At 69.9% G+C, this 21,756-nt stretch carries 23 protein-coding genes; 8 read left to right on the forward strand and 15 right to left on the reverse strand.

The genetic code is table 11. The annotated features are described in order from the left end of the window. Nucleotides 1-22 precede the first annotated feature (22 nt). The 3 genes from G531_RS0114920 to G531_RS0114930 all read right to left on the reverse strand — a co-directional run bounded on the left by G531_RS0114920 (nucleotide 23) and on the right by G531_RS0114930 (nucleotide 2,122). Nucleotides 23-661, reverse strand: coding sequence for a GOLPH3/VPS74 family protein (locus G531_RS0114920; protein ID WP_026927856.1), 639 nt, complete (start codon nucleotides 659-661; stop codon nucleotides 23-25). An 83-nt stretch (nucleotides 662-744) separates the two neighbouring features. Further along, a complete protein-coding gene (locus G531_RS0114925) occupies nucleotides 745-1,449 on the reverse strand; it encodes a GOLPH3/VPS74 family protein (protein WP_026927857.1) in 705 nt (234 codons plus the stop codon). 31 nt (nucleotides 1,450-1,480) lie between these two features. Then, on the reverse strand, nucleotides 1,481-2,122 hold the full coding sequence (locus tag G531_RS0114930) for a GOLPH3/VPS74 family protein (RefSeq protein WP_026927858.1): 642 nt from the start codon (nucleotides 2,120-2,122) through the stop codon (nucleotides 1,481-1,483). Between the two features lie 212 nt (nucleotides 2,123-2,334). On the opposite strand from G531_RS0114930, the gene G531_RS23005 reads away from it, so the two are divergent. The 4 genes from G531_RS23005 to G531_RS0114950 are packed head-to-tail and all read left to right on the forward strand — an operon-like array spanning nucleotide 2,335 to nucleotide 5,879. Then, nucleotides 2,335-3,582, forward strand: coding sequence for an ABC transporter ATP-binding protein (locus tag G531_RS23005; protein WP_081684164.1), 1,248 nt, complete (start codon nucleotides 2,335-2,337; stop codon nucleotides 3,580-3,582). Next, nucleotides 3,582-4,271, forward strand: coding sequence for an ABC transporter permease (locus tag G531_RS23010; RefSeq protein WP_051215558.1), 690 nt, complete (start codon nucleotides 3,582-3,584; stop codon nucleotides 4,269-4,271). Before G531_RS23005 ends, G531_RS23010 begins: the two co-directional genes overlap by 1 nt. Further along, the gene (locus G531_RS0114945) at nucleotides 4,268-4,924 is read left to right on the forward strand and encodes an ABC transporter permease (RefSeq protein WP_026927859.1); all 657 of its coding nucleotides are present in this window, start codon (nucleotides 4,268-4,270) and stop codon (nucleotides 4,922-4,924) included. Before G531_RS23010 ends, G531_RS0114945 begins: the two co-directional genes overlap by 4 nt. Nucleotides 4,925-4,976: 52 nt before the next feature. Beyond that, complete coding sequence (locus G531_RS0114950; RefSeq protein ID WP_035759194.1) at nucleotides 4,977-5,879, forward strand: ABC transporter substrate-binding protein; 903 nt, start codon at nucleotides 4,977-4,979, stop codon at nucleotides 5,877-5,879. Nucleotides 5,880-5,992: 113 nt separating this feature from the next. On the opposite strand, the gene G531_RS24795 is transcribed toward G531_RS0114950, so the two are convergent. After that, a complete protein-coding gene (locus G531_RS24795; protein WP_051215560.1) occupies nucleotides 5,993-7,357 on the reverse strand; it encodes a glucosaminidase domain-containing protein in 1,365 nt (454 codons plus the stop codon). Nucleotides 7,358-7,692: 335 nt separating this feature from the next. Next, a complete protein-coding gene (locus G531_RS24800; protein WP_051215561.1) occupies nucleotides 7,693-8,679 on the reverse strand; it encodes a glucosaminidase domain-containing protein in 987 nt (328 codons plus the stop codon). Between the two features lie 125 nt (nucleotides 8,680-8,804). Between G531_RS24800 and G531_RS23030 the strand changes: the two genes are divergently transcribed. Together G531_RS23030 and G531_RS0114975 are read left to right on the forward strand one after the other, a co-directional pair. Then, on the forward strand, nucleotides 8,805-9,296 hold the full coding sequence (locus G531_RS23030) for a nitroreductase family deazaflavin-dependent oxidoreductase (protein ID WP_035759197.1): 492 nt from the start codon (nucleotides 8,805-8,807) through the stop codon (nucleotides 9,294-9,296). Next, nucleotides 9,289-9,870, forward strand: coding sequence for a GNAT family N-acetyltransferase (locus G531_RS0114975; protein WP_026927861.1), 582 nt, complete (start codon nucleotides 9,289-9,291; stop codon nucleotides 9,868-9,870). The genes G531_RS23030 and G531_RS0114975 overlap by 8 nt, the downstream gene beginning before the upstream one ends. Here the strand turns inward: G531_RS0114975 and G531_RS0114980 are convergent. The 4 genes from G531_RS0114980 to G531_RS23035 all read right to left on the reverse strand — a co-directional run bounded on the left by G531_RS0114980 (nucleotide 9,836) and on the right by G531_RS23035 (nucleotide 13,573). Beyond that, on the reverse strand, nucleotides 9,836-10,606 hold the full coding sequence (locus G531_RS0114980) for an RluA family pseudouridine synthase (RefSeq protein WP_035759199.1): 771 nt from the start codon (nucleotides 10,604-10,606) through the stop codon (nucleotides 9,836-9,838). The genes G531_RS0114975 and G531_RS0114980 overlap by 35 nt on opposite strands. Continuing rightward, on the reverse strand, nucleotides 10,603-11,277 hold the full coding sequence (gene deoC, locus G531_RS0114985; RefSeq protein WP_211221869.1) for a deoxyribose-phosphate aldolase: 675 nt from the start codon (nucleotides 11,275-11,277) through the stop codon (nucleotides 10,603-10,605). The genes G531_RS0114980 and deoC overlap by 4 nt, the downstream gene beginning before the upstream one ends. 101 nt (nucleotides 11,278-11,378) lie before the next feature. Continuing rightward, a complete protein-coding gene (locus G531_RS0114990; protein WP_026927864.1) occupies nucleotides 11,379-12,578 on the reverse strand; it encodes a phosphatase domain-containing protein in 1,200 nt (399 codons plus the stop codon). Then, nucleotides 12,575-13,573, reverse strand: coding sequence for a diacylglycerol/lipid kinase family protein (locus G531_RS23035; RefSeq protein ID WP_060930020.1), 999 nt, complete (start codon nucleotides 13,571-13,573; stop codon nucleotides 12,575-12,577). Before G531_RS23035 ends, G531_RS0114990 begins: the two co-directional genes overlap by 4 nt. A 136-nt stretch (nucleotides 13,574-13,709) precedes the next feature. Here G531_RS23035 and G531_RS0115000 point away from each other — a divergent pair, with 136 nt between their 5' ends. Beyond that, nucleotides 13,710-14,873, forward strand: coding sequence for a hypothetical protein (locus tag G531_RS0115000; protein WP_145978746.1), 1,164 nt, complete (start codon nucleotides 13,710-13,712; stop codon nucleotides 14,871-14,873). Here the strand turns inward: G531_RS0115000 and G531_RS23040 are convergent. The 5 genes from G531_RS23040 to G531_RS0115025 form a co-directional block, all read right to left on the reverse strand. After that, the gene (locus G531_RS23040) at nucleotides 14,840-16,336 is read right to left on the reverse strand and encodes a sensor histidine kinase (protein WP_211221870.1); all 1,497 of its coding nucleotides are present in this window, start codon (nucleotides 16,334-16,336) and stop codon (nucleotides 14,840-14,842) included. The two genes, G531_RS0115000 and G531_RS23040, sit on opposite strands and share 34 nt — an antisense overlap. Continuing rightward, nucleotides 16,333-17,058 (reverse strand): response regulator transcription factor, encoded by a 726-nt coding sequence (locus tag G531_RS0115010; protein ID WP_026927866.1) that lies wholly within the window; start codon nucleotides 17,056-17,058, stop codon nucleotides 16,333-16,335. The genes G531_RS23040 and G531_RS0115010 overlap by 4 nt, the downstream gene beginning before the upstream one ends. Nucleotides 17,059-17,138: 80 nt before the next feature. After that, nucleotides 17,139-17,651, reverse strand: coding sequence for a DoxX family protein (locus G531_RS24805; RefSeq protein ID WP_051215563.1), 513 nt, complete (start codon nucleotides 17,649-17,651; stop codon nucleotides 17,139-17,141). A 132-nt stretch (nucleotides 17,652-17,783) separates the two neighbouring features. Next, nucleotides 17,784-18,995, reverse strand: a complete 1,212-nt coding sequence (locus tag G531_RS0115020; protein ID WP_026927867.1) for an MFS transporter — start codon at nucleotides 18,993-18,995, stop codon at nucleotides 17,784-17,786. Continuing rightward, nucleotides 18,992-19,762, reverse strand: a complete 771-nt coding sequence (locus G531_RS0115025; RefSeq protein ID WP_026927868.1) for an alpha/beta fold hydrolase — start codon at nucleotides 19,760-19,762, stop codon at nucleotides 18,992-18,994. The genes G531_RS0115020 and G531_RS0115025 overlap by 4 nt, the downstream gene beginning before the upstream one ends. A 43-nt stretch (nucleotides 19,763-19,805) precedes the next feature. Between G531_RS0115025 and G531_RS0115030 the strand changes: the two genes are divergently transcribed. Further along, nucleotides 19,806-20,585, forward strand: a complete 780-nt coding sequence (locus G531_RS0115030) for an NUDIX hydrolase (protein ID WP_026927869.1) — start codon at nucleotides 19,806-19,808, stop codon at nucleotides 20,583-20,585. Nucleotides 20,586-20,591: 6 nt separating this feature from the next. Here G531_RS0115030 and G531_RS0115035 read toward each other — a convergent pair whose 3' ends face one another. Continuing rightward, complete coding sequence (locus G531_RS0115035) at nucleotides 20,592-21,755, reverse strand: PucR family transcriptional regulator (protein ID WP_026927870.1); 1,164 nt, start codon at nucleotides 21,753-21,755, stop codon at nucleotides 20,592-20,594. Nucleotide 21,756 lies beyond the last annotated feature (1 nt).

A 21,756-nucleotide genomic window follows, 5' to 3' on the forward strand; every position in this document is an offset into this window, starting at 1 on the left:
TGGGTGCCCCGGCGCCGGCCCGTCAGCTGGAGGTGGACGCGTCGGCCTGGTAGGTCTTCCACGCCGCCCGGGCCGCCCAGTACTGCCGGGCGTACTCCTTGGCCCGCTCCTTGATCAGCTTGGTGTCGATCGAGGTGAGGTCCTGGCGGATCACCGCCTGGGCCCGGTTGAACGCGCCGAGACCGGCCAGGATCGCGGCGGTCTTCGGGTCGGGGGGCGTATCGGTCAGGAACACGTCGAGGAGTTGTTGCCGGATCTCCTCCTCCGGTGCGGGGTCGCGGACCGGGTAGCGCGGTCGGCTGACGCCCAGGAAGTGGTGCTCCTGCTTGGTGAGTACGCCCTGGGCGGCGAGCCCGTCCAGGGTCCGGATGCGGGCCTGTCCCCGCAGCATCCGGATCGCCCGGTCCTGCGCCAGGGGGCCGGGAGCCAGCCGTTCCAGGGCCCAGTCCAGGACATCGGAGTCGGTGGGGGAGGTGTCCTCGATCAGCACCCGGTTCTTGCGGACGTCGGTCTCGCCCTGTTCACTGAGCCGGATCCGGCCCAGGAAGGACAGATCGGTGAGGATGCCGCCGGCCAGCAAGTAGCTGGTGGTTGCCAGGGACCGGGACCGCCCGGACTTCTCGTCGGTGACCAGGAGCGCCAGGCTCTCGACGATCAGCATGATCCTTCTTTCGGCTCGGTACCCCTATTCTCCTCCGGTCCGGCGCCGCGCCGACAGCGGGTAGGGATCGGCCGCGGTCCGGGTCAGCTCGAGATTGCGGTGGCGGCCACGGTGGAGGCCGTCATCGCCGCCATCGCCGCTTCGATGGCCTTGCGGGCCCCGGCGGCGGCGAAGTTCTGCGATTCCAGGTCCTTGGCCCGTCGCTTCAGGGCCTTCTTGTCGATCGCCCGGGCGTCGATGTCCATGGCGGCCAGCAGGTGCCGGTTGTCCTTCAGGACCACCTGTTCGATCTCGTCGATTCCGGACAGCAGGGCGATCAGGCAGGCCAGATGGACGTCGGGTTCCTGCCCGTCGATCAGGACGTCGATCAGCGCCCGGCGTACCTGCAGTTCGTGGTTGCTGTCCTCGGCGGGTGTCCAGCGGGACCCGGCAGAAACCCCGAGAAAGGTCTTCTTCTCCTCGGTCAGCAGTCCCTGTGCGGTGAGCCCTGCCAGCAGCGGCTTGGTGAACCCGGAACTGAGCCGGCTGACGGTGTCGCCGGCCGAGCGCGCGCGATCGCCGATCTTGGCCAGGGCCGCATCGAGGACGCGGTGGTCGGTCGGTGCCGGGTTCGCCACGATGACGCGGTCGGGCTTGTGGTCGCGTTCGCCCTTCTCGGTGATCCGGACCCGGCCCAGCAGGGCCAGGTCGATCAGGAGGGCGGCCCCGATGCCGGTGTCGGCCTCCCCGCGCACCCGGCCGGTCGCGTCATCGGTGAGCAGGAGCAGTAGGTCCTCGGCAAGCAACATGTCCTCAACCTACAAACCTGCGGGGGCAGGGTCAGGAGACCGCGATCACCTGGCGGTCGGCCTCGTACGCCTTGCGCGCCGCCCAGGCACCCCAGTTGCGGTTCATGTACTCCTGCGCCCGACGCTTGATCGACTTCGCCTCACCCAGGGCCAGATCCTCGGCCACCACGTGCTGGGCGCGTCCGATCATCCCGATGCAGCCGATCAGGGCCGACATCTCCGGGGAGGCCGACTCGTTCGCCTCCAGCGTGGCCAGCAGTTCCTTGCGTACCTCTCGCTCCGGCACCGGGTCCACCGTCGGGTAGCGATCGGACTTGACCAGACCGAGGACGCTACCGACCTTCTTGCGCAGCAGGCCCTGCTCGACCAGGGCGTCCAGGATGTGCACCTGGGCACCGACCTTCAGCCGCTCGATCGCACGGTACTGGCTGTAGTCATCGCGGGGCAGCTGCTCCAGGGCCCAGCTGAGCACGATGGAGTCGGTGTCCCGGTGCGTCACCTGGATCCGGTTCTTGCGGACATCCCCCTCGTCGTGGCTGACCAGGGCGAAGTTCTGCAGCGCAAGGTCGCACAGGATCGCCCCTGCGAGGCCGTAGCGAATCGCATGAGAAGCGACCATCCGGCCCGATTCGTTATCGGTCAGGATCAGGGCCAAGTCCTCTGAAACCAGCATCTCGCTCGACTCCTTTGTCATTCTGTTGTGGGCCAACGACGTACACACCTGATCCCCACCCTATAACCGTCGGCGGCCTCGATGTGCGGGATGTTGCGTCCCTCGGGACCTCGCGGATTGTTCGGCCCGGCTGAGGGCTCCCCGGCACAGGTCCCGAAAAGTGTCGGGATCGGCGACTAGGGTCGAACCGACCACCTCCGAAAGCAGGGACAGTGATCGAGTTCAAGTCGGTGTCGAAGACCTATCACGACGGGACGCAGGCCGTGCGCGAGCTGAGCCTGACCGTGCCCAGTGACGGGATCACCGTGTTTGTGGGGCCGTCGGGGTGTGGGAAAACGACCACGTTGCGGATGATCAACCGGATGATCGAGCCGACCCGCGGCGAGATCGTCTGGGACGGCGTCCCGATCCGCAAGATCAAAAAAACCACCCTGCGCCGCCAGATGGGCTACGTGATCCAGAACGGCGGACTCTTCCCGCACCGCACGATCGTGGAGAACATCGGTACGGTGCCGCAGTTGCTCGGCTGGGACGACCACGCCACGCAGCGCGCCGCACTGCAACTGATGGATCAGGTCGGGCTGGATCGCAAACTTGCGAACCGGTTCCCCGCCCAACTCTCCGGGGGGCAGCAGCAACGCGTCGGGGTGGCGCGCGCCCTGGCCGCCAATCCGGACCTGCTGCTGATGGATGAGCCCTTCTCCGCGGTCGATCCGGTGGTCCGGGCCGACCTGCAGACGCTGGTCAGTGACCTGCAGCGCGAGTTGAACAAGACCGTGGTGCTGATCACCCATGACATCGACGAGGCGATCCGGATGGGCGACCGGATCGTGGTGCTGAAGCCGGGCGGGGTCCTGGCCCAGTACGGCACTCCGCAGGAGATTCTGGATCATCCCGCCGACGACTTCGTGGCCGAGTTCGCCGGCCGCGACCGCGGCTACCGCTCGCTCACCTTCACCCGCTCCTCGGATCTGACGCTGAGCGCGGTCGCCACCGTCCGCCACGCCGCCGCGGCCTGGTCCCGGGAGGGAGCCGACCGCACCGAACCGGTGCTCGTGCTGGATGAGCAGGCCCGACCGGCGGGGTGGGCCGACCCGGCGCGGCCGGGGGCCACGCTGCAACTGGGCAGCACGTTCACCGTGGGCAGTTCGATGCTGCGCGATGTCCTCGAGGCCGCGCTGACCTCCCCGGTCGGGCTCGCGGTGGGGGTCCAGGAATCCGGTCGGTACGCCGGCGTCGTGCCGGCGACCGAGGTGATGACCCTGGTGCAGCGACACCGGGCCACCGTCGCCGAGGACAACGCCGCCGCCGCGGCCCAGTCCGAACCCGGCACCACGACAACGCCCAAGCCTGAAGCAGTCGAGGACGAAGCAGTCGAGCCCGAAGCAGTCGAGCCGGCGGCGGTCGAAGCCGACGTGGTCGCGCCCGAAGCGGTCGAGCCCGGCGACGGGACGAAATGATGGATTTCACCTGGATCGGCAACAACCTCGCCGACATCGGGGCCAACCTCGGCCTGCACGTGATCCTGTCGGTCGCGCCGGTGCTGATCGCCCTGGTGATCTCGCTGCCGGTCGGTTATCTGCTGCATCGCACCGGGCGTACGGCCAATGTGTGGGTCGCGCTGATCGGCCTGTTGTACGCCGTCCCGTCGGTGGCGCTGTTTGTGGCGATGCCGCTGTTGCTGGGCACCCAGATCCTGGATCCGATCAACATCGTGATCGCGCTGTCGGCGTACGGGGTCGCGCTGCTGGTCCGCAGTGTGGTCGACGGGTTCCGCCGGGTGGAGGAGTCGGTGCGGCTGTCCGCGGACGCGATGGGCTACGGCTCGGTGCGGCGGGTGCTCACCGTGGAGCTGCCGCTGGCGATGCCGGTGGTCTTCTCCGGGCTGCGCGTGGTCACCGTCTCCACCATCTCGATGGTCTCGGTCGGCGCGGTGATCGGCAACGGCGCCCTGGGCCAGTATTTCGACCTCGGCTTCCGGCAGAACTTCCTCACCCCGGTGATCGTCGGGATCATCCTGATCATGGCGCTCGCCCTGCTCGCCGACGGGCTGATCCTGCTGACCCAACGCGTCACCCTGCCCTGGTACGGACTGCGCACCCGGCAGGCGCGCAGTCGCGGCCCGCGACCGACGGAGGTGATCGTGTGAGCCCATTCGGCTTCCTCGCCGATCCGGCGAACTGGCAGGGCCCCGATGGCATCCTGCAGCGCCTGCTGGAACATCTGGTCTATTCGGGGCTGAGCCTGTTGCTCGCCATGGTGGTCGCGATTCCGGTCGGCATCTGGATCGGGCACACCCGACGCGGCCAGGCGGTCATCTCGTTGGTGGTGAACGCCGCCCGCGCGATCCCGACGCTGGGTCTGCTGGTGCTGGTCGTGCTGCTGCTGGGCACCGGCCTGATGCCGGTCGTGCTGGCGCTGGCCATCCTGGCGATCCCGCCGATCCTGAACGGTACGGTGACCGGGTTCAACACCGCCGACCCCGACGCGGTGTACGCCGCCCGGGCGGTCGGGATGACCGGCGGCCAGGTGATCGGGAAGGTCGAACTGCCACTGGCCATGCCCCTGATCATCTCCGGACTGCGCAGCGCTACCCTGCAAGTCGTGGCCACGGCCACCATCGCGGCCATGGCGGCCGCCGGTGGCCTGGGCCGCTTCGTCATCGACGGTCAGAAACGCCGGGATGGCTACCCGGAGATGTTGGCCGGAGCCCTCCTGGTGGCGGTCCTGGCGATCGTGCTCGACCTGCTGTGGGGCCTGATCGGCTGGGCCAGTCGCCGGCGTACCCATCAGACTGCGTGACCCACAACCGACCGATTCCGACGACCATTCCTCGAACCGACAGGGGCCCATCATGCATCGCCGAACCTTTCTCGCCCTCGGAGCCGTCGTGCCCCTGGCCGCCTGCGGGGTCAACCAGAATCCGCTGCAGGGCGGCCAATCGAGCGCCGCACCGGGGACGCTGACCGTCGGCTCGGCCAACTTCACCGAGTCCCAGGTGATCGCCGAGCTGTACGCCGGGGCGCTGGCGGCCAAGGGGGTCCAGGTGACCGTGAAGCACGGCATCGGCTCCCGCGAGGTCTATCTGCGCGCCCTGCAGGACGGGTCGATCCAGATCGCCCCCGAGTACACCGGCAACCTGCTGCAGTATCTCGATGCGAAGAATCCGGCCAGCAGTCCGACCGACATCGTGCAGGCGCTCAAGGGGGTGCTGCCCCAGGGCCTGACCGTGCTGGATCCGTCCCAGGCGACCGACCAGGACGTCTACTGCGTCACCCAGGCGTACGCGACCGAGCACAAGCTGAGCCAGCTCGGGGACCTCGCGCCGATCGCCTCGACGGCCGTTCTCGGGGGACCGGCCGAACTGAAGGATCGCCCCTACGGCCCGCCCGGACTCGCGTCGATCTACCAGGTCACCTTCAAGGAGTTCGCGTCCTACGACTCGCCCGCGGTGAAGCTGAAGGACCTGACCGACAACAAGATTCAGGTGGCCACCTTCTTCACCACCGACGCCGCCATCGGCGACAACGGACTGGTTCAGTTGGCCGATCCGCACCAGATGATCCTGCCGCAGCAGGTGATCCCGCTGGTACGCCAGGAGGTCACCGCCCGGGCCGGTGCCGCGGAGGCGATCGATGCGGTCCAGAAGGCCCTGACCACCGAGGAACTGACCGCGTTGAACAAGCGGGTCGACATCGACCACGCCAGCGCCAAGGACGCCGCGGCCCAGTATCTGAAGTCGAAGGGTCTGGCCTGAGGCTGACCCCAACCGGTCAGCAGCGGTCCGGGCGAGGGCGGACACCACACGACCCGGGCCCGGCAGGACGAATCCTGCCGGGCCCGGGTCGATCGGAGGGGTCAGCTGTCAACTCACCAGCCGGTCCTGGCCAACTTTCCGCCGGCCTGCGTGGCCTTCGGTCCAGCCGGGGCGACCTTCGGCGCCGGAGCGTTCTGCTGCGGAGCCTGCGCCTGCGGCGCCGGGACCTGCTTGCCCTTCGACTTCAGATCCGCGGAGGTGCCGGGCATGCCGTCCTTGGCCGGATCCTGCGGCATTTCGGCGCGGACCTTGGTCGGATCCTCCGCCTGCTTGCCGGACGTCGCCGGGCTCGGGGTGGGCGTGCCCTTGCCGGCGGCATCCCCGGCCGGGGTTGCGGTCGGCTTGGCGCCGGGGGTCGCGGTCGTGCCGGGCGTTGCCGTCCGGCTCGGCGTGGCCGTGGCACTCGGCTCAGCTGTCGCGATCGGCGTCACGGTGCTGCTGGGCTTGGCCGTGGCGCTGGGCGTGGCGGTCGCGCTGGGCTTGGCGGTCGCGCTCGGGGTGGCCGTGGCGCTGGGCTTGGCCGTGGCGCTCGGGGTGACCGTCGCGCTCGGGGTGGCCGTGGCGCTGGGCGTTACCGTGGCACTCGGCGTCGCCGTGGGCTTGACCGTGGCGCTCGGGGTGGCCGTGGCGCTGGGCGTTCCCGTAGCACTCGGCGTCGCCGTGGGCTTGACCGTGGCACTCGGCGTCGCGGTCGCGCTCGGGGTGGCCGTCGCGCTGGGCGTGACCGTGGCACTCGGCGTCGCAGTCGCGCTGGGCGTGACCGTCGCGCTGGGTTTGGCCGTGGCACTCGGGCTCTTGGTCACGGTCGGGGTAGCGCTGGGCTTGGCCGACGGCGAGGCACTCGGGCTCGCGGAGGCACCCCCGTTGTACTGATACAGGTTGTACTGCTTCATCATCGAGGTGATCTGCGCGGTGTACCCCGGATCGGTCGCGTACCCGGCCTTGTGCACCTCGGCGATGAACTGGTCCGGATTCGACTTGTAGTCGAACGCCTTCTTGTACCGCGAGTTGACCGTCAGGAAGTTGCCATGGTCCAGGAAGGAGTCCGCGGCATCGCCATAGGTGCGGAAGCCGTCGGTGATGGTGACCTTGGACCCGTTGAAGACCTCCTGGGTCTGCATGTTGAGGCAGCCGGTGGCGTACGGCCCCAAGGAGCGACCGCTGCCGCACTTGATGCCGAAGAAGGCGTTGCCCTTCTGGGTCAGGCCCGACTTGCCCCACCCGGATTCCACGATGGCCTGCGCCATTGCGACCGAGGCGGGTACGCCGAACTTCTTCTCACTCGCCTGGGCCAGCGGCTTGATCGAGTTGATGAAGGCCGACTGACTGGAGGTATCGACCTTGGTGGCTGCAAGAGCGGGCAGCCCGACGACTCCCGCGCCGATCGTGAAGATCGCCCCCAGGACGATGGTGGACAATGTTGCGGACCCAACCCGGCCCGTCCGGGTCGGACCGGCTCTGCCCATCCATTCCTGGGCAGCTGTGCGTGCTTTGGCGGCAAGATGCTTCATGGTTTCCCCTTCCAGCCGCCTCGACACTAAGTTCGGCTACCGGGGAGTCGGCAACGATCCTGTCCGCCCTTATAGGGACAGAAGATCTCGAAAATTTCCGGCCAATATCGTCGCGGCTAGGGGAAACACCGAGAAGCTGAGGGAATCCCAGTCGGTTCCCAAACACCTGAACCTCAAGCGGAACTTGAGACTCAACTCTCTCTCAAGTCGCACGAGTCACAGCCGTTGCAGGGGAACGGCGGTCAGGACACGTTGTAGCGATAGTAGTCGTTGGCCTTCATCAACGTGATCAACGACTCGGCGTAATTCGGATCGGTGGCGTAGCCGGCGTTCTGCAGACCTCGGGCGAAGGCATCGGCGTCCCCGTTGGCCGCGAAGGCGGGGGCATAGCGCGAGTTCTGCTTCAGGAAGCCGGCGTAGTCGGTCACCGAATCCTTCATCGAGGCGTAGCTGCGGAACGGCTCGGTCGCCTCCACCTGTTGCCCGTTCACCCACTCGGTGGTCTTGCGGTTCTCACAGGCGACCACGACCGGGCTGGACTGGTTGTGGCACTTCACCCCGAAGTAGTTGTTCCCCGGGGCCGAGCGTCCGTAACCGGTCTCCTGGGTAGCCTGGGCCAGCGCAATGGCCGCGGGAACCCCGTAGTCCCGCTGGCTCTGCTGGGCATAGGGGACCAGGGTCGCGATGAACTGATCCGACTCCGACTCCGCCGGCAGCTTGTCGGAGATGCCCTCGAACAGCTTGCTCCAGGTCTGCCGGTCGACCCGATCGCTGGTCGGCAGTCCGGCCTGCTGCTGGAAGGCGTGCAGCGCCTCGACAGTGGCGGCATTGAAGACCTGTTCCACGGCCACCTGATGGCCCTGGGCGGTCAGCAGGGTCTGCAGCGCCTTGACCTGCCGACCGGTGTCACCCGGGCCGGCGTCCACCCCGATCCGGGCAAGCACCTCCTTGGTGCCGGCGCCGTCCCCGCTCAGCCCGTTGGCCTGCTCGTACGCCTGCAGCGCCGACTGCGTCTGGGAGCCGAAGGTGCCGGTGATCGGCACGTCGAATTTCTGCGCGGTGAGCAGGTACTGCAGCGCGGTCACCCGCGGCCCGGTGTCGCCTCGACGCAACTCGGCATCGCGGCCGGAGGTCCACGCGCGCACGGCCACGATCGCAACCACCACGGCGACGACGAGGACGATCAGTACGACCAGGCGGATGCGGAGTCGGGAGGCACGGGTGCTCATTCGAGCCTTTCAGCGAGGACCGACGCGATCAGCGTCGAGGTGGAGCCACCGTGATCCGAGACTACCCGCGTCGCCGGAATTGACCCGCCTCCGGACGCGGAATGCGCCAGAGGTAGCGTCAGAAAATGGACCTCCTCGCCACAGTGGCTCACACCTTTCTCACCACTCCCAGGCTCGCCCGGGCCCCGATCGCGCTGTACCGCCGCGGTCTCGGCTTCGTGTTCGGCGAGCGCCTGCTGATGCTGGAACACCGCGGACGGGTTTCCGGCGAACCCCGCCAGGTCGTGTTGGAGGTGGTCGGGCACCCGTCGGCGAACGTGCTCGTCGTGGCCAGCGGATTCGGCCCGACCGCCCAGTGGTACCAGAACCTGCAGCACGAACCGAAGTGCCGGGTCAGCATCGGGTGGCGGCGGGACAGCCCGGCCCTGGCCCGGATGATGGACCCCGACGAGGCCCGGGGCGTACTGGCGCGCTATCAGCAGGAGCATCCGCAGGCCTGGAAACGGCTGCGCTCGGCGATCGAGCAATCCATCGGACGGCCGGTGACCGAACTGCCCCTGGTCGAACTCACCAAGCAGTGGAGCCCCGGCCGGACCACGGCGATGGCGGATGACTGAGCCGATCAGGCTGCGGACGGCCCGACTGCAATTGCGGGGCTGGGTCCCCGCCGACCTGGTGGGCTTCACCGCGATGAATGCCGACCCCGCGGTGATGCGCTACTTCCCCGCACCGCTGAGCGCCGCCGAGTCCGCGGCCCGGTTCGAGACGCTGCGGACAGACCTGCAGCAGCGCGGTTGGGGGTGGTGGGTGCTCGCCCCGGCCGGGGCCGCCGACTTCCTCGGCTTCGTCGGGCTGGCGCCGGTGGCCTTCGCCGCGCCGTTCAGCGGCGGGGCGGGGGCAGAGATCGTCGAGATCGGCTGGCGCCTGGTGCGGCCCGCCTGGGGGCACGGGTACGCCACCGAGGCGGCCCGGGCGTGTGTGGCGTACGCCTTCGACGAACTCGGCCTGCCCGGGCTCGTCTCCTTCACCAGCGAACTGAACCACCCCTCGCGGGCGGTGATGCAGCGACTGGGGATGACGCACGATCCGCGTGAGGATTTCGACCATCCGCTGCTGCCGGCCGGCGATCGGTTGTCCCGGCACGTGCTGTACCGGCTCAGCCGAGCAACCGAGCCCGCTCCACCGGGCTGAGCCGGTCGGCCAGCGGCGCCCAGAACGACTCCGCGGGCTCGGCGACCACCTCCACCCGACCGGCCGGACCGACCGCATCGAAGGCGACCCGCCAGGAATGCAGATACGTCCGCGGCCGGACCGGATCGGTCTTGTGGGTGAACAACGGATCGCCCAGGATCGCGTGCCCGATCCAGGCCAGGTGCACCCGCAACTGATGCCGGCGCCCGGTCACCGGATGTGCCCGGACCAGGGACAGCTCCGGGCTGTCCCACAGCGTGCGGAACCGGGTCTGCGACGGGTAGTTCTGCTTCGGCAGCAGATCCTGCGGGTCGACGCGCCAGCAATCTCCGACCCGGCGGATCGCGCCGCGTTCAGCGGCGATCCGGATCCGGCCGGAGCCGGCGGTGAGCAGCGGCAGGTCGATCTCCCCGGCCTCCGGCAACCCACCCGGGCGGCAGATCGCCAGGTAGGTCTTGTCCACCGTACGCTGCGCGAACTGCCTGGTCAGCGCGGCATGGGCGGTCTTCGTCCGGGCCAGCAGAACCGCGCCGGAGGTGACCTTGTCGATCCGGTTCACCCACTGCAACTGCTCCCCGGCCGCGCGGGCCAGAGTGATCAGATCGGTGTCGTGGCGCTCGCCCATCACCGACAGCCCCGGCGGCTTGTTCACCACCACGGCCGATTCGTCCTCCCACACCACGATCTGGCGGCGCAGCTCGGGCCAGGCGGGGAACTGGGTGGCCGATTCGCTCATGCCGGGGCACCGGCGAGCACCGCGCGGGACCCGGACAGGCCCAGCCGGGTGGCGCCGGCCTCGATCATCCGGACCGCGGTGGCGTAGTCCCGAATGCCTCCGGACGCCTTCACCCCCAGCCCGTCCCCGACACAGGAGCGCATCAGGGCGACCGCCTCGGGAGTGGCGCCGCCGGCCGGATGGAACCCGGTCGAGGTCTTCACGAAGTCCGCGCCGGTCGTGACGGCGATGGCGCAGGCCTCGCGGATCTCCGCCCCGGTCAGCGCCGCCGCCTCGATGATCACCTTGAGCACCGCCGTGCCGGTGGCCCGGCGTACCGCGGAGAGCTCGGCGGCCACCCCGGCGAGGTCGCCGGCCTTCAGCAGGCCGAAGTTGAGCACCACGTCGACCTCATCGGCGCCGTCGGCCACCGCCCGGGCGGCCTCGGCGGCCTTGATCGCGGCGTGGTGCTGGCCGGAGGGAAAGCCGGCCACGGTGGCCAGCCGGACCGGTCCCAGCTCGAGCGGACGGTCGGCGGCCAGCATCGACGGGGACACACAGATCGCATACGTGCCCAGCTCGCGCGCCTCGGCGGCCAACGCCTCGACCTGCGCCCGGGTCGCCTCGGGCTTGAGCAGGGTGTGATCGATGACGAGCGCGAGTTCGCGGCGGGACAGGCTCATGGCGGCCATGCTAGTCGGGCCCGGTGACAGAAAATCACCCCTGCAAGACGGTGAACTACACTGCTGTGATTTATCCCCGGGTTGTGGACAACCCTGTGGGAAACCCGGGGTCACTCGCTCGGGGTTGACTCGGTCGGGCTTGACTCGCTCGGGGGCGCCGGCAGCGCCGCCAGGTCGCGGTCGAGCATCTGCTGGGCGGCATGTTCGGCGGCCTGGCTGGGCCAGTCGATCTCGACCAGCGCGCCCAGTGCCTCCCGGATCACCTGATCGCGCCCGGCCAGCGAGATCAGCCCCCGCCGATGGGCGGCGTCGGCCGCGCCGATGTAGGTGTCGAACACGTACAGGCCCGTGCGGGCGTACGCCATCCGCTCCGAGGGACCGATCCCGCTCACGTCATGGATGAACACACCGGCGGTCTGGTCCGGCGCCTCGACGAGCAGGCGTTGGCCGACCTCGAGGTCGGCCTGCCGGGTGTCGCCCACCCAGACCAGGCGGTACTCGGGGAACAGCTGCCGGTAGTGCTGGATGTTCTGCAGCTTCTTGCGCCCGATCGCGTCGGTGGACAGCCAGCCGAGCACCGACCCGCCCATGAACGACATCCGGCTCACCCCCGCCGCCCGCAGCGCCTGCCGGCTGAAGCCCTCGACCAGGCCGAGCGCATCGGCGGGGCGCGCGGTCACGAAGGTCAGGTCGCCGAGGGTGAAGGGCTGGTCGATCGGGCCGCGGTCCAGTGCCTCCAGGAACGCCAGCGCCCCGGGATAGACGGTGCCACGGGGAAAGGTACGCGCCAGCACCGAGGAGATCACCGTGTCGTCGATGTCGGAGAGCACCTTCACATCGATCAGGCCGAACTCCCGGGCGGCCACCGCGAAGTGGTCCAGCACCCGGCGCCGGTGGGCCGAATCGAGCCGGCCGAAGACCAGATCCTCCAGATCGACATGGTCGGCCATGTTGTTCAGGCGGTTCTTCACCTCGGTCAGTTCCAGCCCGGTGAAGCCGAGCAGCAGTTCGGTGATCGCGCCGTGCACCACCCGGCTCGGCCCCGACAACTGCATCGCGTGGATCAGCGCCACCTGGTTCGGCATGCTGAGTTCGCGGCGCCGGTGCACCAGGGCGTGAATCACGCTGCCGCGCTGATCGGGGCCGAACCAGCGCTCCTCCAGCGCGGACAGCAGTTCCCGCGGGAGCACTTCGGCCAGGGCCTGGTTGAGTTCGTCGGCGGAGAAACTCTCGATCAGGTCCAGGACCGCCCGCTCCCGGGTCTCCGCCGGCCCGGACAGGACCCCGCGCAGCCGCTGCCCGGGGGTCACGGGACCTCCCGGCCGGGGACGCGCACGCTCAGCACCCGGTGCCGGATGGTGATCGCGACCTCGTCCACCGGCCCGAAGACCTCACCGTCCAACTGGAACGGCATCGGCTTGCCGGGCCGGATCCGCAACCGTTCGGCCTGTTCGTAGCGCAGGCCGGCGACCTGCTGGGGGAAGGCCAGAATCCCCTTGGCCGCGACCGGCAACCAGCCCAGCGGATTGCGGACGCTGACCACCAACGGATTCAGAATGCCGTCATCGAGGCGGGCATCGTGGAAGACGTGTACGCCCATCCGCACCGTCGGGCAGTTCCCGGCGAGGATGCTCCATGCCTCGACCTCCTCCGGCGGGTTGTCGTCCAGCGCCAGAGTCATCGCGGTCGGGCGCCGGCCGGCATGGCGCAGTCCGGCCTCGGCGTACGCGATCCACCCGAGGTGCCGCTTGAGGTCCTCGCGGGTGCTGCTCACCGTGGCCGCATCGTGCCCCAGTCCGGCCAGCACCAGGAACGAGTGCTCGACCGACCAGACATCGCCGATCCGGAACCGGGCCTCGCCCAGATCGAGTTCGGCGACCGGCCCGGTCAGCGCGATCCGGGCGGCCCGGGGGGCCTCGGCCGGCAACTGCAGATTCCGGGCGAAGATGTTGCCGGTGCCCACCGGCAGGATTCCCAGCGGTACGCCGGTCCCGGCCATCCCGTCGGCCACCGCCCGGACGGTGCCGTCCCCACCGGCGACGATCACCAGATCCGCACCGGCCTCGACCGCACGGGTGGCCTGGGTGCTGCCGGGCTCCTCGATGGTGGTGGTGACATAGTCCGGTTCGGGCCACCGGGACCGCTCGGCGATCCGCTTCACCTCGCGCCAGGCCCGGTCCAGGCCCCGCGCGATCGGGTTCAGGATCACCGTCACCCGCTCCGGGTGCGGGACCTGACGCAACTGATCGGCGTCGTAGTACCGCGCGCGCTCCAACCCGAGCGGACGAGGAATCACCACTGCCATACCTTCTATCTTTACCTACCCGACCGCGCAGCGCTGCTGCGGCACGCCCCCCGCCCGCCGGACCCGAGCGGACCCGCGTGCTCCCGCGCCGGCTGCGCGGGGTGCTCGCCCCCGCCGGGCGGTTAGCATGGCCCCTGTGAGCAACGCGCAGCCGGGAGGCCAGTTCGACTTCGGTGGGGGCATGGGCAGTGCACCCACCAGTATGGCCGGGGCCCCGCCACAACTGCCGCACCCAGCACAGCTCCCGCCCCAGCAACTGCCGCCGGGGGCACCCCCGAACCAACCGCCGGGCGCGCCGGTCGCCCCGGTCGCCCCGGTTGCCCCGGCCACCGGCGGAACCCGCTCCGGGAACCACACCGGCGGGATCGTCGCCGCCGGCGTCATCGCGCTGGTGGTGATGCTGATCCTGGTCGGCGTCGTCGGCTGGACCGGCAACCGGATCCGTCCGCTGAGTGCCGATACCGACTCCGCCTGGGCGCCGCTGGGCGGCCGCGCCGGGGAGCTCACCTCCGCGCTGCGTGGGGCCGGCTTCACCTGTTCCGACGAGGGGGTCGCGGTGCCGGATCATCGGCATCGGGTCTGCGCCCGCTACACCGATACCTCTAAGGTGAGCATCGAGTTCTCCGGGGACTCCGCGGGCACCGTGGAGCGAATGGTCTTCAACCCGACCCAGCGCGGCGCCGACCGCGACGCCTGGACCCTGGCGGTCGGCAAGGCGCTGCCCGAACTCACCGCCGACCAGTACTACCCGGCCGCCGGTGCCACCGCATCCGGTTCCTGGGGCATCGCCCACGCCGACGACGCCGGCACGATCACCCTGCAGAGCGGCGCGAACACCCCGGCGCAGACCGAGGGGTCGATGGTGCACGGCAATGTCGCCGATGTCCGCGCGCGGGCCGAACGGCGCAACTTCAGCTGCTCCGATGCCGGGCCGGGCACGGTCAGCTGCACGAGTAACAATGCCCAGCAGCCGTGGACGCTCAACCTGCAGCAGTCGACCAACGATCAGGGCCTGGCCCGGATCCAACTGGTCGGCACCTTCCCGCGCGACGGACTCGACAACGCCGCCCCGGTGGAACTGCTGACCTACCTGGTCGGGGACGACTCGATGTCGCAGAACCGGATCAAGTGGTTCCTCGAGACGAGCAACAACTCCGCCGGTCAGGCCGGGTTCGTCAACGGGTTCATCGTGTCGAAGAAGGTCACCAAGGCTCCCAACGACGGGCCGACGACCTTCGATGTCGACGTTCATACCTCGTGCCGGGCCTACGACCCCGCCTCGCCGGTGACCGCATGCTGACCCTCGTCGGCGGGGGCGAGCTGCGCCCGATCGGCCGGCAGCCGAAGCCGGAAGGTGGTGTCACCGGGCTGTGATTCCACTGCGACGTCTCCACCATGGGCCTGCACCACTGCCGCCACGATGGCGAGTCCAAGCCCGGTCGAGTCCTTCGCGGCGCCGCTGCGGGTACGTGCGGTATCGGCGCGGGTGAACCGCTCGAACACCGAGTCCGCAATCGTCGGATCGATACCCGGGCCGTCGTCATGCACATCGATCTCGACCCAGCCGGGAACCTCCCGGATCGCCGTGGTCACCGTCGTCCCTTCCGGGGTGTGCTTGCGGGCATTGGCGTACAGATTGGCCAGCACCTGGGTCAGCTTGTTCTGATCGGCGACCACGGTGATCGGCTCCTCGGGCAGGTCGAGCTTCCAGCGGTACGCCGGCCCCGCCGCCCGGGCATCACTGACCACATCGAGCACCAGCAGGGTGAGGTCGACCTCGGTGAGTTCCAGCTCCGGGCGACTGTCCAGGCGGGCCAGCAGCAACATGTCCTCCACCAGCCGGGACATCCGCTCGGTCTCGGATTCCACCCGGCCGAGGGCGTACGCGGTGCCCTCGGGCAACTTGTCCCGGTCGCGCCGGGTCAGTTCGGCGTACCCCCGGATGGCGGCCAACGGATTGCGCAGCTCGTGCGAGGCGTCGGCGACGAACTGGCGTACCCGGGTCTCGCTGGCCTGCCGGGCCGCGAGCGCGGACTCGACATCGTTCAGCAGCAGATTCAGCGCGTTCCCGACCTGGCCGACCTCGTTGCGGGGATCGGCGTCCTGCGGCGCGACCCGCATCGGCACCTCGACCTCGCCGGTGGCCAGATCCAACTCCGACACCTGTTGGGCGGTCTGGGCGACCCGGTTCAGCGACCGCAGGCTGCTGACCACGACCCGGTTCACCACGATCAGCGCGACGATGATCGCCCCGATCGACAGGATCACCTCCAGCACCACGATGTCCCGCAGGGTGTGTTCGGTCGCTCCCAGCGGCACCCCGACCACCGTGATGTCCTCCCCGGTCTGCCGGGCGGTGAGGCGGTAGCGGCCCAGGCCGGGCAGATCCTTGGAGGCGTAGGTGCCCGGGGTGACCTCGAGCATCTCGTGGGCCACGGTGACGGTGATCCGGTCCGGGCCGTATTGGGTCAGGATGCCGCCGCGTACCCCCTGATGGGTGTCCACCACCACGGTTCCCAGCGGTTGGCCGGGCAGGTCGATGCCCGCGGGGCGGTCCACCCGACCACCGGGCGCCTCCTGCTGCCGGGAGAAGGCGGCATCGAGTTGGTTGTCCAGTGCCCCGATCAGGGCCTGCTGGGCGAACAGCGTGGTGATCGTGCTCAGCGTGAGCGCGACCAGCGCGACGATCGCACTGACCCGCAGCATCAACTGCCGACGCAGGGTGTGCCCTCCGGGGCGCCGGCGCAGCGCCGGTTTGCTCATCCGGCCGGCTTGAGGACGTAACCGGCCAGCCGCATGGTGTGGATCATCGGCTTGCGCCCGTGGTCGATCTTCTTGCGCAGATAGGAGATGTAGAGCTCCACGACATTGGCTTCACCACCGAAATCGTAGCTCCACACCCGATCCAGGATCTGCGCCTTCGACAGCACCCGGCGCGGGTTGCGCATCAGGTAGCGCAGCAGTTCGAACTCGGTCGCGGTCAGGTGGATCTCGTCGCCGCCCCGGGTCACCTCGTGGGAATCCTCATCCAGCACCAGGTCCCCGACCACCAGCTTCGCGGAGTGATCGACGGTGGTGGCGCCGCTGCGGCGCAGCAGCCCGCGCAGCCGGGCGATCACCTCCTCCAGACTGAACGGCTTGGTGACATAGTCATCGCCGCCGGCGGTCAGCCCGGTGATCCGATCGCTGACCGCATCCTTGGCGGTGAGGAAGATGACCGGGATGTCGGGCTGCTCGGTGCGGATGCGGCGCAGCACCTCCAGGCCGTCGAAATCGGGCAGCATCATGTCGAGCACGATCGCGTCGGGGCGTACCTCCCGGGCGGTGGCCACCGCCTCGGTGCCGGAGTGGGCCACCGACACGTCCCAGCCCTCATAGCGCATCGCCATGGAGAGCAACTCGGTCAGCGACGTCTCGTCATCGACGGCCAGGACCCGGATCGGACTGCCGTCGGGCCGGGTGAGGTTCTGTTCTGGAAGGGGCACGACACCACTGTGACACCCCGAACCGGGTGTCGGCTGTGCCTTTTCTGTGTGTCGCCTGTGTCTGCGGGCGGGTGATCAGCTCAGACCGGATCGGCGTCGTCGAAGTCCCGGTCCGGGGCGGCATAGGTCAGGTCGTCGTTGTCGGCCGGAGCGCGTCGTTGCCGCTTGAACAGCTGATCCATCGACAGCCGGCCGCCGCCCAGAAACATCAGCAGCAGCGCGAGACAGCCGAGCAGCGCGTTCTCGCTCCACCCCTGGAAGAAGGTACCGGCCTGATCGATGCCGCCGAACGGGCCCCGGAACCACTTGGTCCACACGATGATCAGGATCTGCTCGACCAGGATCAGCAGGCCGATCGGCGGGGTGGCCAGGCCGAAGACCAGGAACATCCCGGCGACCATCTCCAGGATGGTCGCGCCCCAGGCCAGCACCATCGGGGCCGGGGTCCCGGTCGCGGTGAGGAAGGCGATCTGCGCGTCGATGCCCTCCACCTGCCAGCGGCGCCAGCCGTGGAGGATCAGGAGGACGCCGACCACGATTCGGGTGAGCAGCAACGCGACATCGGTGCCGCCCCGGCGTACGGCTTTGAGCATGGGTACTCCTGACGTCGTCGTGGGTGTGCCCGGCCATCGATCGGATTCCAACCCTAGGGCACACCGGCCCGCCCGCGGCGTACGCAACGCGCTGCCGCTGCGTCCGTGCTGTGTCCGCCCGGGGGAGTGCGCTCAGGGGGCGGGCAGGACCGGGCGGGTGCGCCCCACCAGCAGGGCCAGCACCAGGCAGATCAGCAGCAGGCCGGTGTTCATCGCGACCACTCCCGGCCAACCCGCGTGGGTCCAGGCCGTCCCGGCGAGGGTGCCGAAGATCGACGAGCCGAGGTAGTAGCAGACCAGGTAGAGCGAGGCCGCCTGCCCGGCCCCACCCCCGGTCGCGGCGGCCCGGGCAGCGACCCACCCGCTGGCGACCCCGTGGGTGGCGAAGAACCCGGCGACCAGGACGGCCAGGCCGAGGACCACCAGCCACAGCGGCTCGGCCAGGGTGATCAGCAGACCGACCAGGGCGATCACCACGCAGATCGGCTCGACCCGGCGGCGCCCGTACAGGTCGGCGAGTCGCCCGGCGTACGTGCTGGACCAGGACCCGACCGCGTAGGTGAGGAACACCAGGGAGGCCAGGCTCAGCGGCAGCAGATACGGGGGCGCGGCGAGCCGGAAGCCGAGGGCGTTGAAGGTGGCCACCAGCATGCCCATCGAGGTGCCGCCGATCCCGTACAACCCCAGCAGGGCCGGGTCGGCCAGCGCCTTGCGCAGGGTGCCGAGGACCGCGTGCAGAGTCTTCGGGCTCGGCCGGAAGTTCCGGGATCGGGGCAGCAGGACGGTGGTGGCGATGGCACAGACCAGCCCGAGCAGTCCCAGCCCGAACAGGGCGACCTGCCAGCCGAAGAAGTCGGTCAGCGTGCCGCCGATCAACCGGCCGGACATGCCGCCCAGCGCGGTGCCTCCGATGTAGAGCCCGGTGGCCCGGCCGGCGGCGTCGCGGGCGATCTCTTCGCGCAGGTACGCCGTGGCGACCGCGGGCAGCCCGGCCAGCAGGAAGCCCTGCAGCGCCCGCAACCCGAGCATCACCTCCCAGGTCGGGGCGAAGGCGCAGGCCATCCCGACCACGCTGGCGGCGAACAGCGAACCGATCATCAGTGGGGTACGCCCGACCAGCTCGGTCACCGGGCCGGCGATCAACAGCGCCACCCCCAGGGCCAGCGTGCCCGCGGAGACCGACGTGGCCGCCGCGGTGGCCGACACCCCGAAGCGCAGGCTCAACTCGGGCAGCATCGGCTGCGTGGCGTACAGCAGGGCGAAGGTGACCAGTCCCGCCAGGAACAGCGCGACCACGACCCGCCGGTAGCCGCGCTCGCCCGGCCGGTACCCCGGCTGCGTCATCCGGGTCGACCCACGTGCTCCAGAAAGTCCCGCAGCACCCGGTTGAAGACCTCCGGTCGGCACAGCACCGAGGGATCCAGCGCGTCCCCGATCGAGGCGAACCGGGCCCGGGGCAGCAGATTCGCCAGCTGGTGGCCGGCCGACACCAGCGGCGGGGAGAAGTCACCGGCGAGCACCAGCGCGGGGATCTCCAGCCCGGCCAGCTCCGGGGCCACCCGCTCGTCGAGGGCGGCGCGGCGCAGCAGGATCAGGGTTTCGGGGTCGGCCTCCCGGTAGTACTGGGCCATCAGCAGGCCCACCTCCGGCCAGCGGCTGTAGCGCTGCAGGGCAATCCCGCCGAGCAACTGTCGGGGCGCGCGCAGGAAGCCCAGCGCGGCCCGATCGGCGAACCGGCTCACCTTCTCGAAGGGGGTCTCGGCGTCGTCCTGGGCGGTGGTATCCACCAGAGTCAGGGAGCGGACCCGGTCCGGGTGCGCCAGGGCGAACCGCAGCGCGACATTGCCGCCGGTGGAACTGCCGACCAGGTGGGCCCGCGGGATGTGCAACCCGTCGAGCAGTTCGGTGAGGTCGTGCGCCTGGGTCGGGAACACCCGCTCGGGGGCGCACTGCAGCGGGGGCGAGTCGCCGGTACCGCGCAGGTCGACCGCGATCACCCGGTACTGGTCGGACAGGGCCACCAACTGTGCGGTGTACATGCTGTGGGTGCAGGCGAAACCGGGCAGCAGCAGTACCGACTCGCCATAGCCCTGTTCGACATGGTGCAGCATGCAATCCGTCCTCTCGGTTCGTTGTCGGTGCTGTAATGGCGGGGTGACTGAGCCCGTGATCAAGGATGCCGCCACCGTGATGCTGCTGCGCGACGGGGTGGCCGGTGTCGAGGTGTTCGTGGCCCGCCGGCACTCCCGGATGGTCTTCGCCCCCGGCATGACGGTTTTCCCCGGCGGCGGGGTGGATCCTTCCGATGACGATCCGGTGCAGGACTGGGTGGGGCCCGAACCGGCGGTCTGGGCCGACCGCTTGGGCGTCGCCGGCGACCGGGCCCGGCGCCTGGTGTGCGCCGCGGCCCGGGAGACGTTCGAGGAGTGCGGCGTACTGCTGGCCGGCGCCGGGGAGCCGGTTAGGGACGTGCACCGCTACGCCGAGGACCGGGCCCGGCTGGTGCGCCACGAACTGTCCTTCGGTGCCTTCCTGCATGCCCACGGGCTGAGCATGCAGACGCAACTGCTGACCCCGGTCTCCAACTGGGTCACCCCGCCGGGGTCACCGCGGCGCTACGACACGTTCTTCTTCGCTGCGGCGCTCCCGGCGGGGCAGGAGCCCGACGATGCGACCAGCGAGGTGGACGCGACCGCGTGGCAGCGGCCGGCCGACGTGCTCACCCAGTTCCGGGCCAACGAGTCGCTGCTGCTGCCGCCGACCTGGGCGCAGTTGCGCTGGCTGGCGAACTTCGCGACCGTGGCGGAGGTGCTGGCCGCCGAGCCCCGGATCGTGCGGATCGGGCCGAATCGGCGGCGCGGGATGGTGGGGGATTTTCCCGACCGGGACGCGTACTTCGCCGATGCCCCGGAAGGGTTCGCCGGGCACGCCTGAGCCGGCTCAGCCCGCGGCGTCGGTCGGCAGCAGGCCGGCCAGCTGGGCGGTACGCAGGCCGACCAGCAATTCGGTGCGCAGTCGGCCGTCGCGGAGGTCGCCGGGGATCAGGTTGCGGAGCTTGTCGAGGCGGTAGTAGAGGGTCGAGCGATGGATATCCAGGGCGCGGGCGGTGGCCGCGGCGTCCCCGCCGGCCTCCAGGAACCGGCGCAGCGTCGCGAGCAGGTCGGCCGGGACGTCCGCGCCGAGCAGCCCGACCACGGCCGGGGGCAGGTCGCTGACGCCGAAGGATTCCAGCGGCAGTCGGGCCAGCAGCCCGTCGAGGCCGGTGTCGGCCCAGGGCAGCACGATCGGATGCTCCTGCGGGGCCAGGCAGGTGGCCCGCCAGGCCAACCGGGCCAACTCGTAGGAGTGGTGCACCTCGGCCAGCGGGGTGAGCGGCCCGATGCCCGCGCGTACGCCGGCCACCGAGGGTTCGCCCAACAGGCGGGTCATTCGGGTCACCACCACCGGCCGCGGGAAGATCAGCACGGCCAGGTCCTCGGCGATCTCGCCGCCGACCACATGGGCGGTGGAGGTCTCGTTGACGAAGCGCAGGATCTGCCGCGCGGCCAGCCCGGGCAGGCTGCGATCGGCGGTCCGTCCGGCGGGCAGCCCGAACACCACCGCCGAGTAGTGCGGCGCGTCGCTGAGGATCCGGTCGGTCAGCAGGGCCTCGGCCGCGGTCGCCCGGAGTTCGGGATCGGGACCGACCAGGTCGATCACCAGCCGGCGGGCCAGGTCCATCCGCTCGTCGCTGGCGGTCTGCCAGGTCCCCAGCAGCCGCCCCAGGTGCTCGGCCGGTGCGGTGATCCTCGACCAGTCGGGGGAGCCGGTCACCCCGCCGATCACCAGGTGACCGACGATCCGTCGGTCGCGGTCCAGCAGCCGATGAAACACGGTGCGTCCCATCTCCGCGAGCTCGATCTCGACCCAGTCCCGGTGCGCGGTCTCCGGCCGGGGCCACAGATCGCTGTGCGTCATGGCGTACGACAGGCGCCGGCGGTCCTCGGGGGTCTCGTGGATGGAGTACGCCACCACGCTGCCGGGCCGGTCGATGATCACCATCCGGAACCCGAGGGACTCGGCGAGTTGCTGGAGCTCGTCATCGAGTTCGGGCAGACGTTCCATG

Source organism: Granulicoccus phenolivorans DSM 17626 = NBRC 107789 = JCM 15570, assembly GCF_000423085.1.
In the GTDB taxonomy this organism is placed as follows: Bacteria; Actinomycetota; Actinomycetes; order Propionibacteriales; family Propionibacteriaceae; genus Granulicoccus; species Granulicoccus phenolivorans.

What these genes read in the sequence shown, in the direction of transcription:
- G531_RS0114920 (WP_026927856.1), bottom strand. Translation starts at nt 661, where the DNA reads ATGCTGATCGTCGAGAGCCTGGCGCTCCTGGTCACCGACGAGAAGTCC.
- G531_RS0114925 (WP_026927857.1), bottom strand. Translation starts at nt 1,449, where the DNA reads ATGTTGCTTGCCGAGGACCTACTGCTCCTGCTCACCGATGACGCGACC.
- G531_RS0114930 (WP_026927858.1), bottom strand. Translation starts at nt 2,122, where the DNA reads ATGCTGGTTTCAGAGGACTTGGCCCTGATCCTGACCGATAACGAATCG.
- G531_RS23010 (WP_051215558.1), top strand. Translation starts at nt 3,582, where the DNA reads ATGGATTTCACCTGGATCGGCAACAACCTCGCCGACATCGGGGCCAAC.
- G531_RS0114950 (WP_035759194.1), top strand. Translation starts at nt 4,977, where the DNA reads ATGCATCGCCGAACCTTTCTCGCCCTCGGAGCCGTCGTGCCCCTGGCC.
- G531_RS24800 (WP_051215561.1), bottom strand. Translation starts at nt 8,679, where the DNA reads ATGAGCACCCGTGCCTCCCGACTCCGCATCCGCCTGGTCGTACTGATC.
- G531_RS23030 (WP_035759197.1), top strand. Translation starts at nt 8,805, where the DNA reads ATGGACCTCCTCGCCACAGTGGCTCACACCTTTCTCACCACTCCCAGG.
- G531_RS0114975 (WP_026927861.1), top strand. Translation starts at nt 9,289, where the DNA reads ATGACTGAGCCGATCAGGCTGCGGACGGCCCGACTGCAATTGCGGGGC.
- G531_RS0114980 (WP_035759199.1), bottom strand. Translation starts at nt 10,606, where the DNA reads ATGAGCGAATCGGCCACCCAGTTCCCCGCCTGGCCCGAGCTGCGCCGC.
- deoC (WP_211221869.1), bottom strand. Translation starts at nt 11,277, where the DNA reads ATGGCCGCCATGAGCCTGTCCCGCCGCGAACTCGCGCTCGTCATCGAT.
- G531_RS23035 (WP_060930020.1), bottom strand. Translation starts at nt 13,573, where the DNA reads ATGGCAGTGGTGATTCCTCGTCCGCTCGGGTTGGAGCGCGCGCGGTAC.
- G531_RS23040 (WP_211221870.1), bottom strand. Translation starts at nt 16,336, where the DNA reads ATGAGCAAACCGGCGCTGCGCCGGCGCCCCGGAGGGCACACCCTGCGT.
- G531_RS24805 (WP_051215563.1), bottom strand. Translation starts at nt 17,651, where the DNA reads ATGCTCAAAGCCGTACGCCGGGGCGGCACCGATGTCGCGTTGCTGCTC.
- G531_RS0115020 (WP_026927867.1), bottom strand. Translation starts at nt 18,995, where the DNA reads ATGACGCAGCCGGGGTACCGGCCGGGCGAGCGCGGCTACCGGCGGGTC.
- G531_RS0115025 (WP_026927868.1), bottom strand. Translation starts at nt 19,762, where the DNA reads ATGCTGCACCATGTCGAACAGGGCTATGGCGAGTCGGTACTGCTGCTG.
- G531_RS0115035 (WP_026927870.1), bottom strand. Translation starts at nt 21,755, where the DNA reads ATGGAACGTCTGCCCGAACTCGATGACGAGCTCCAGCAACTCGCCGAG.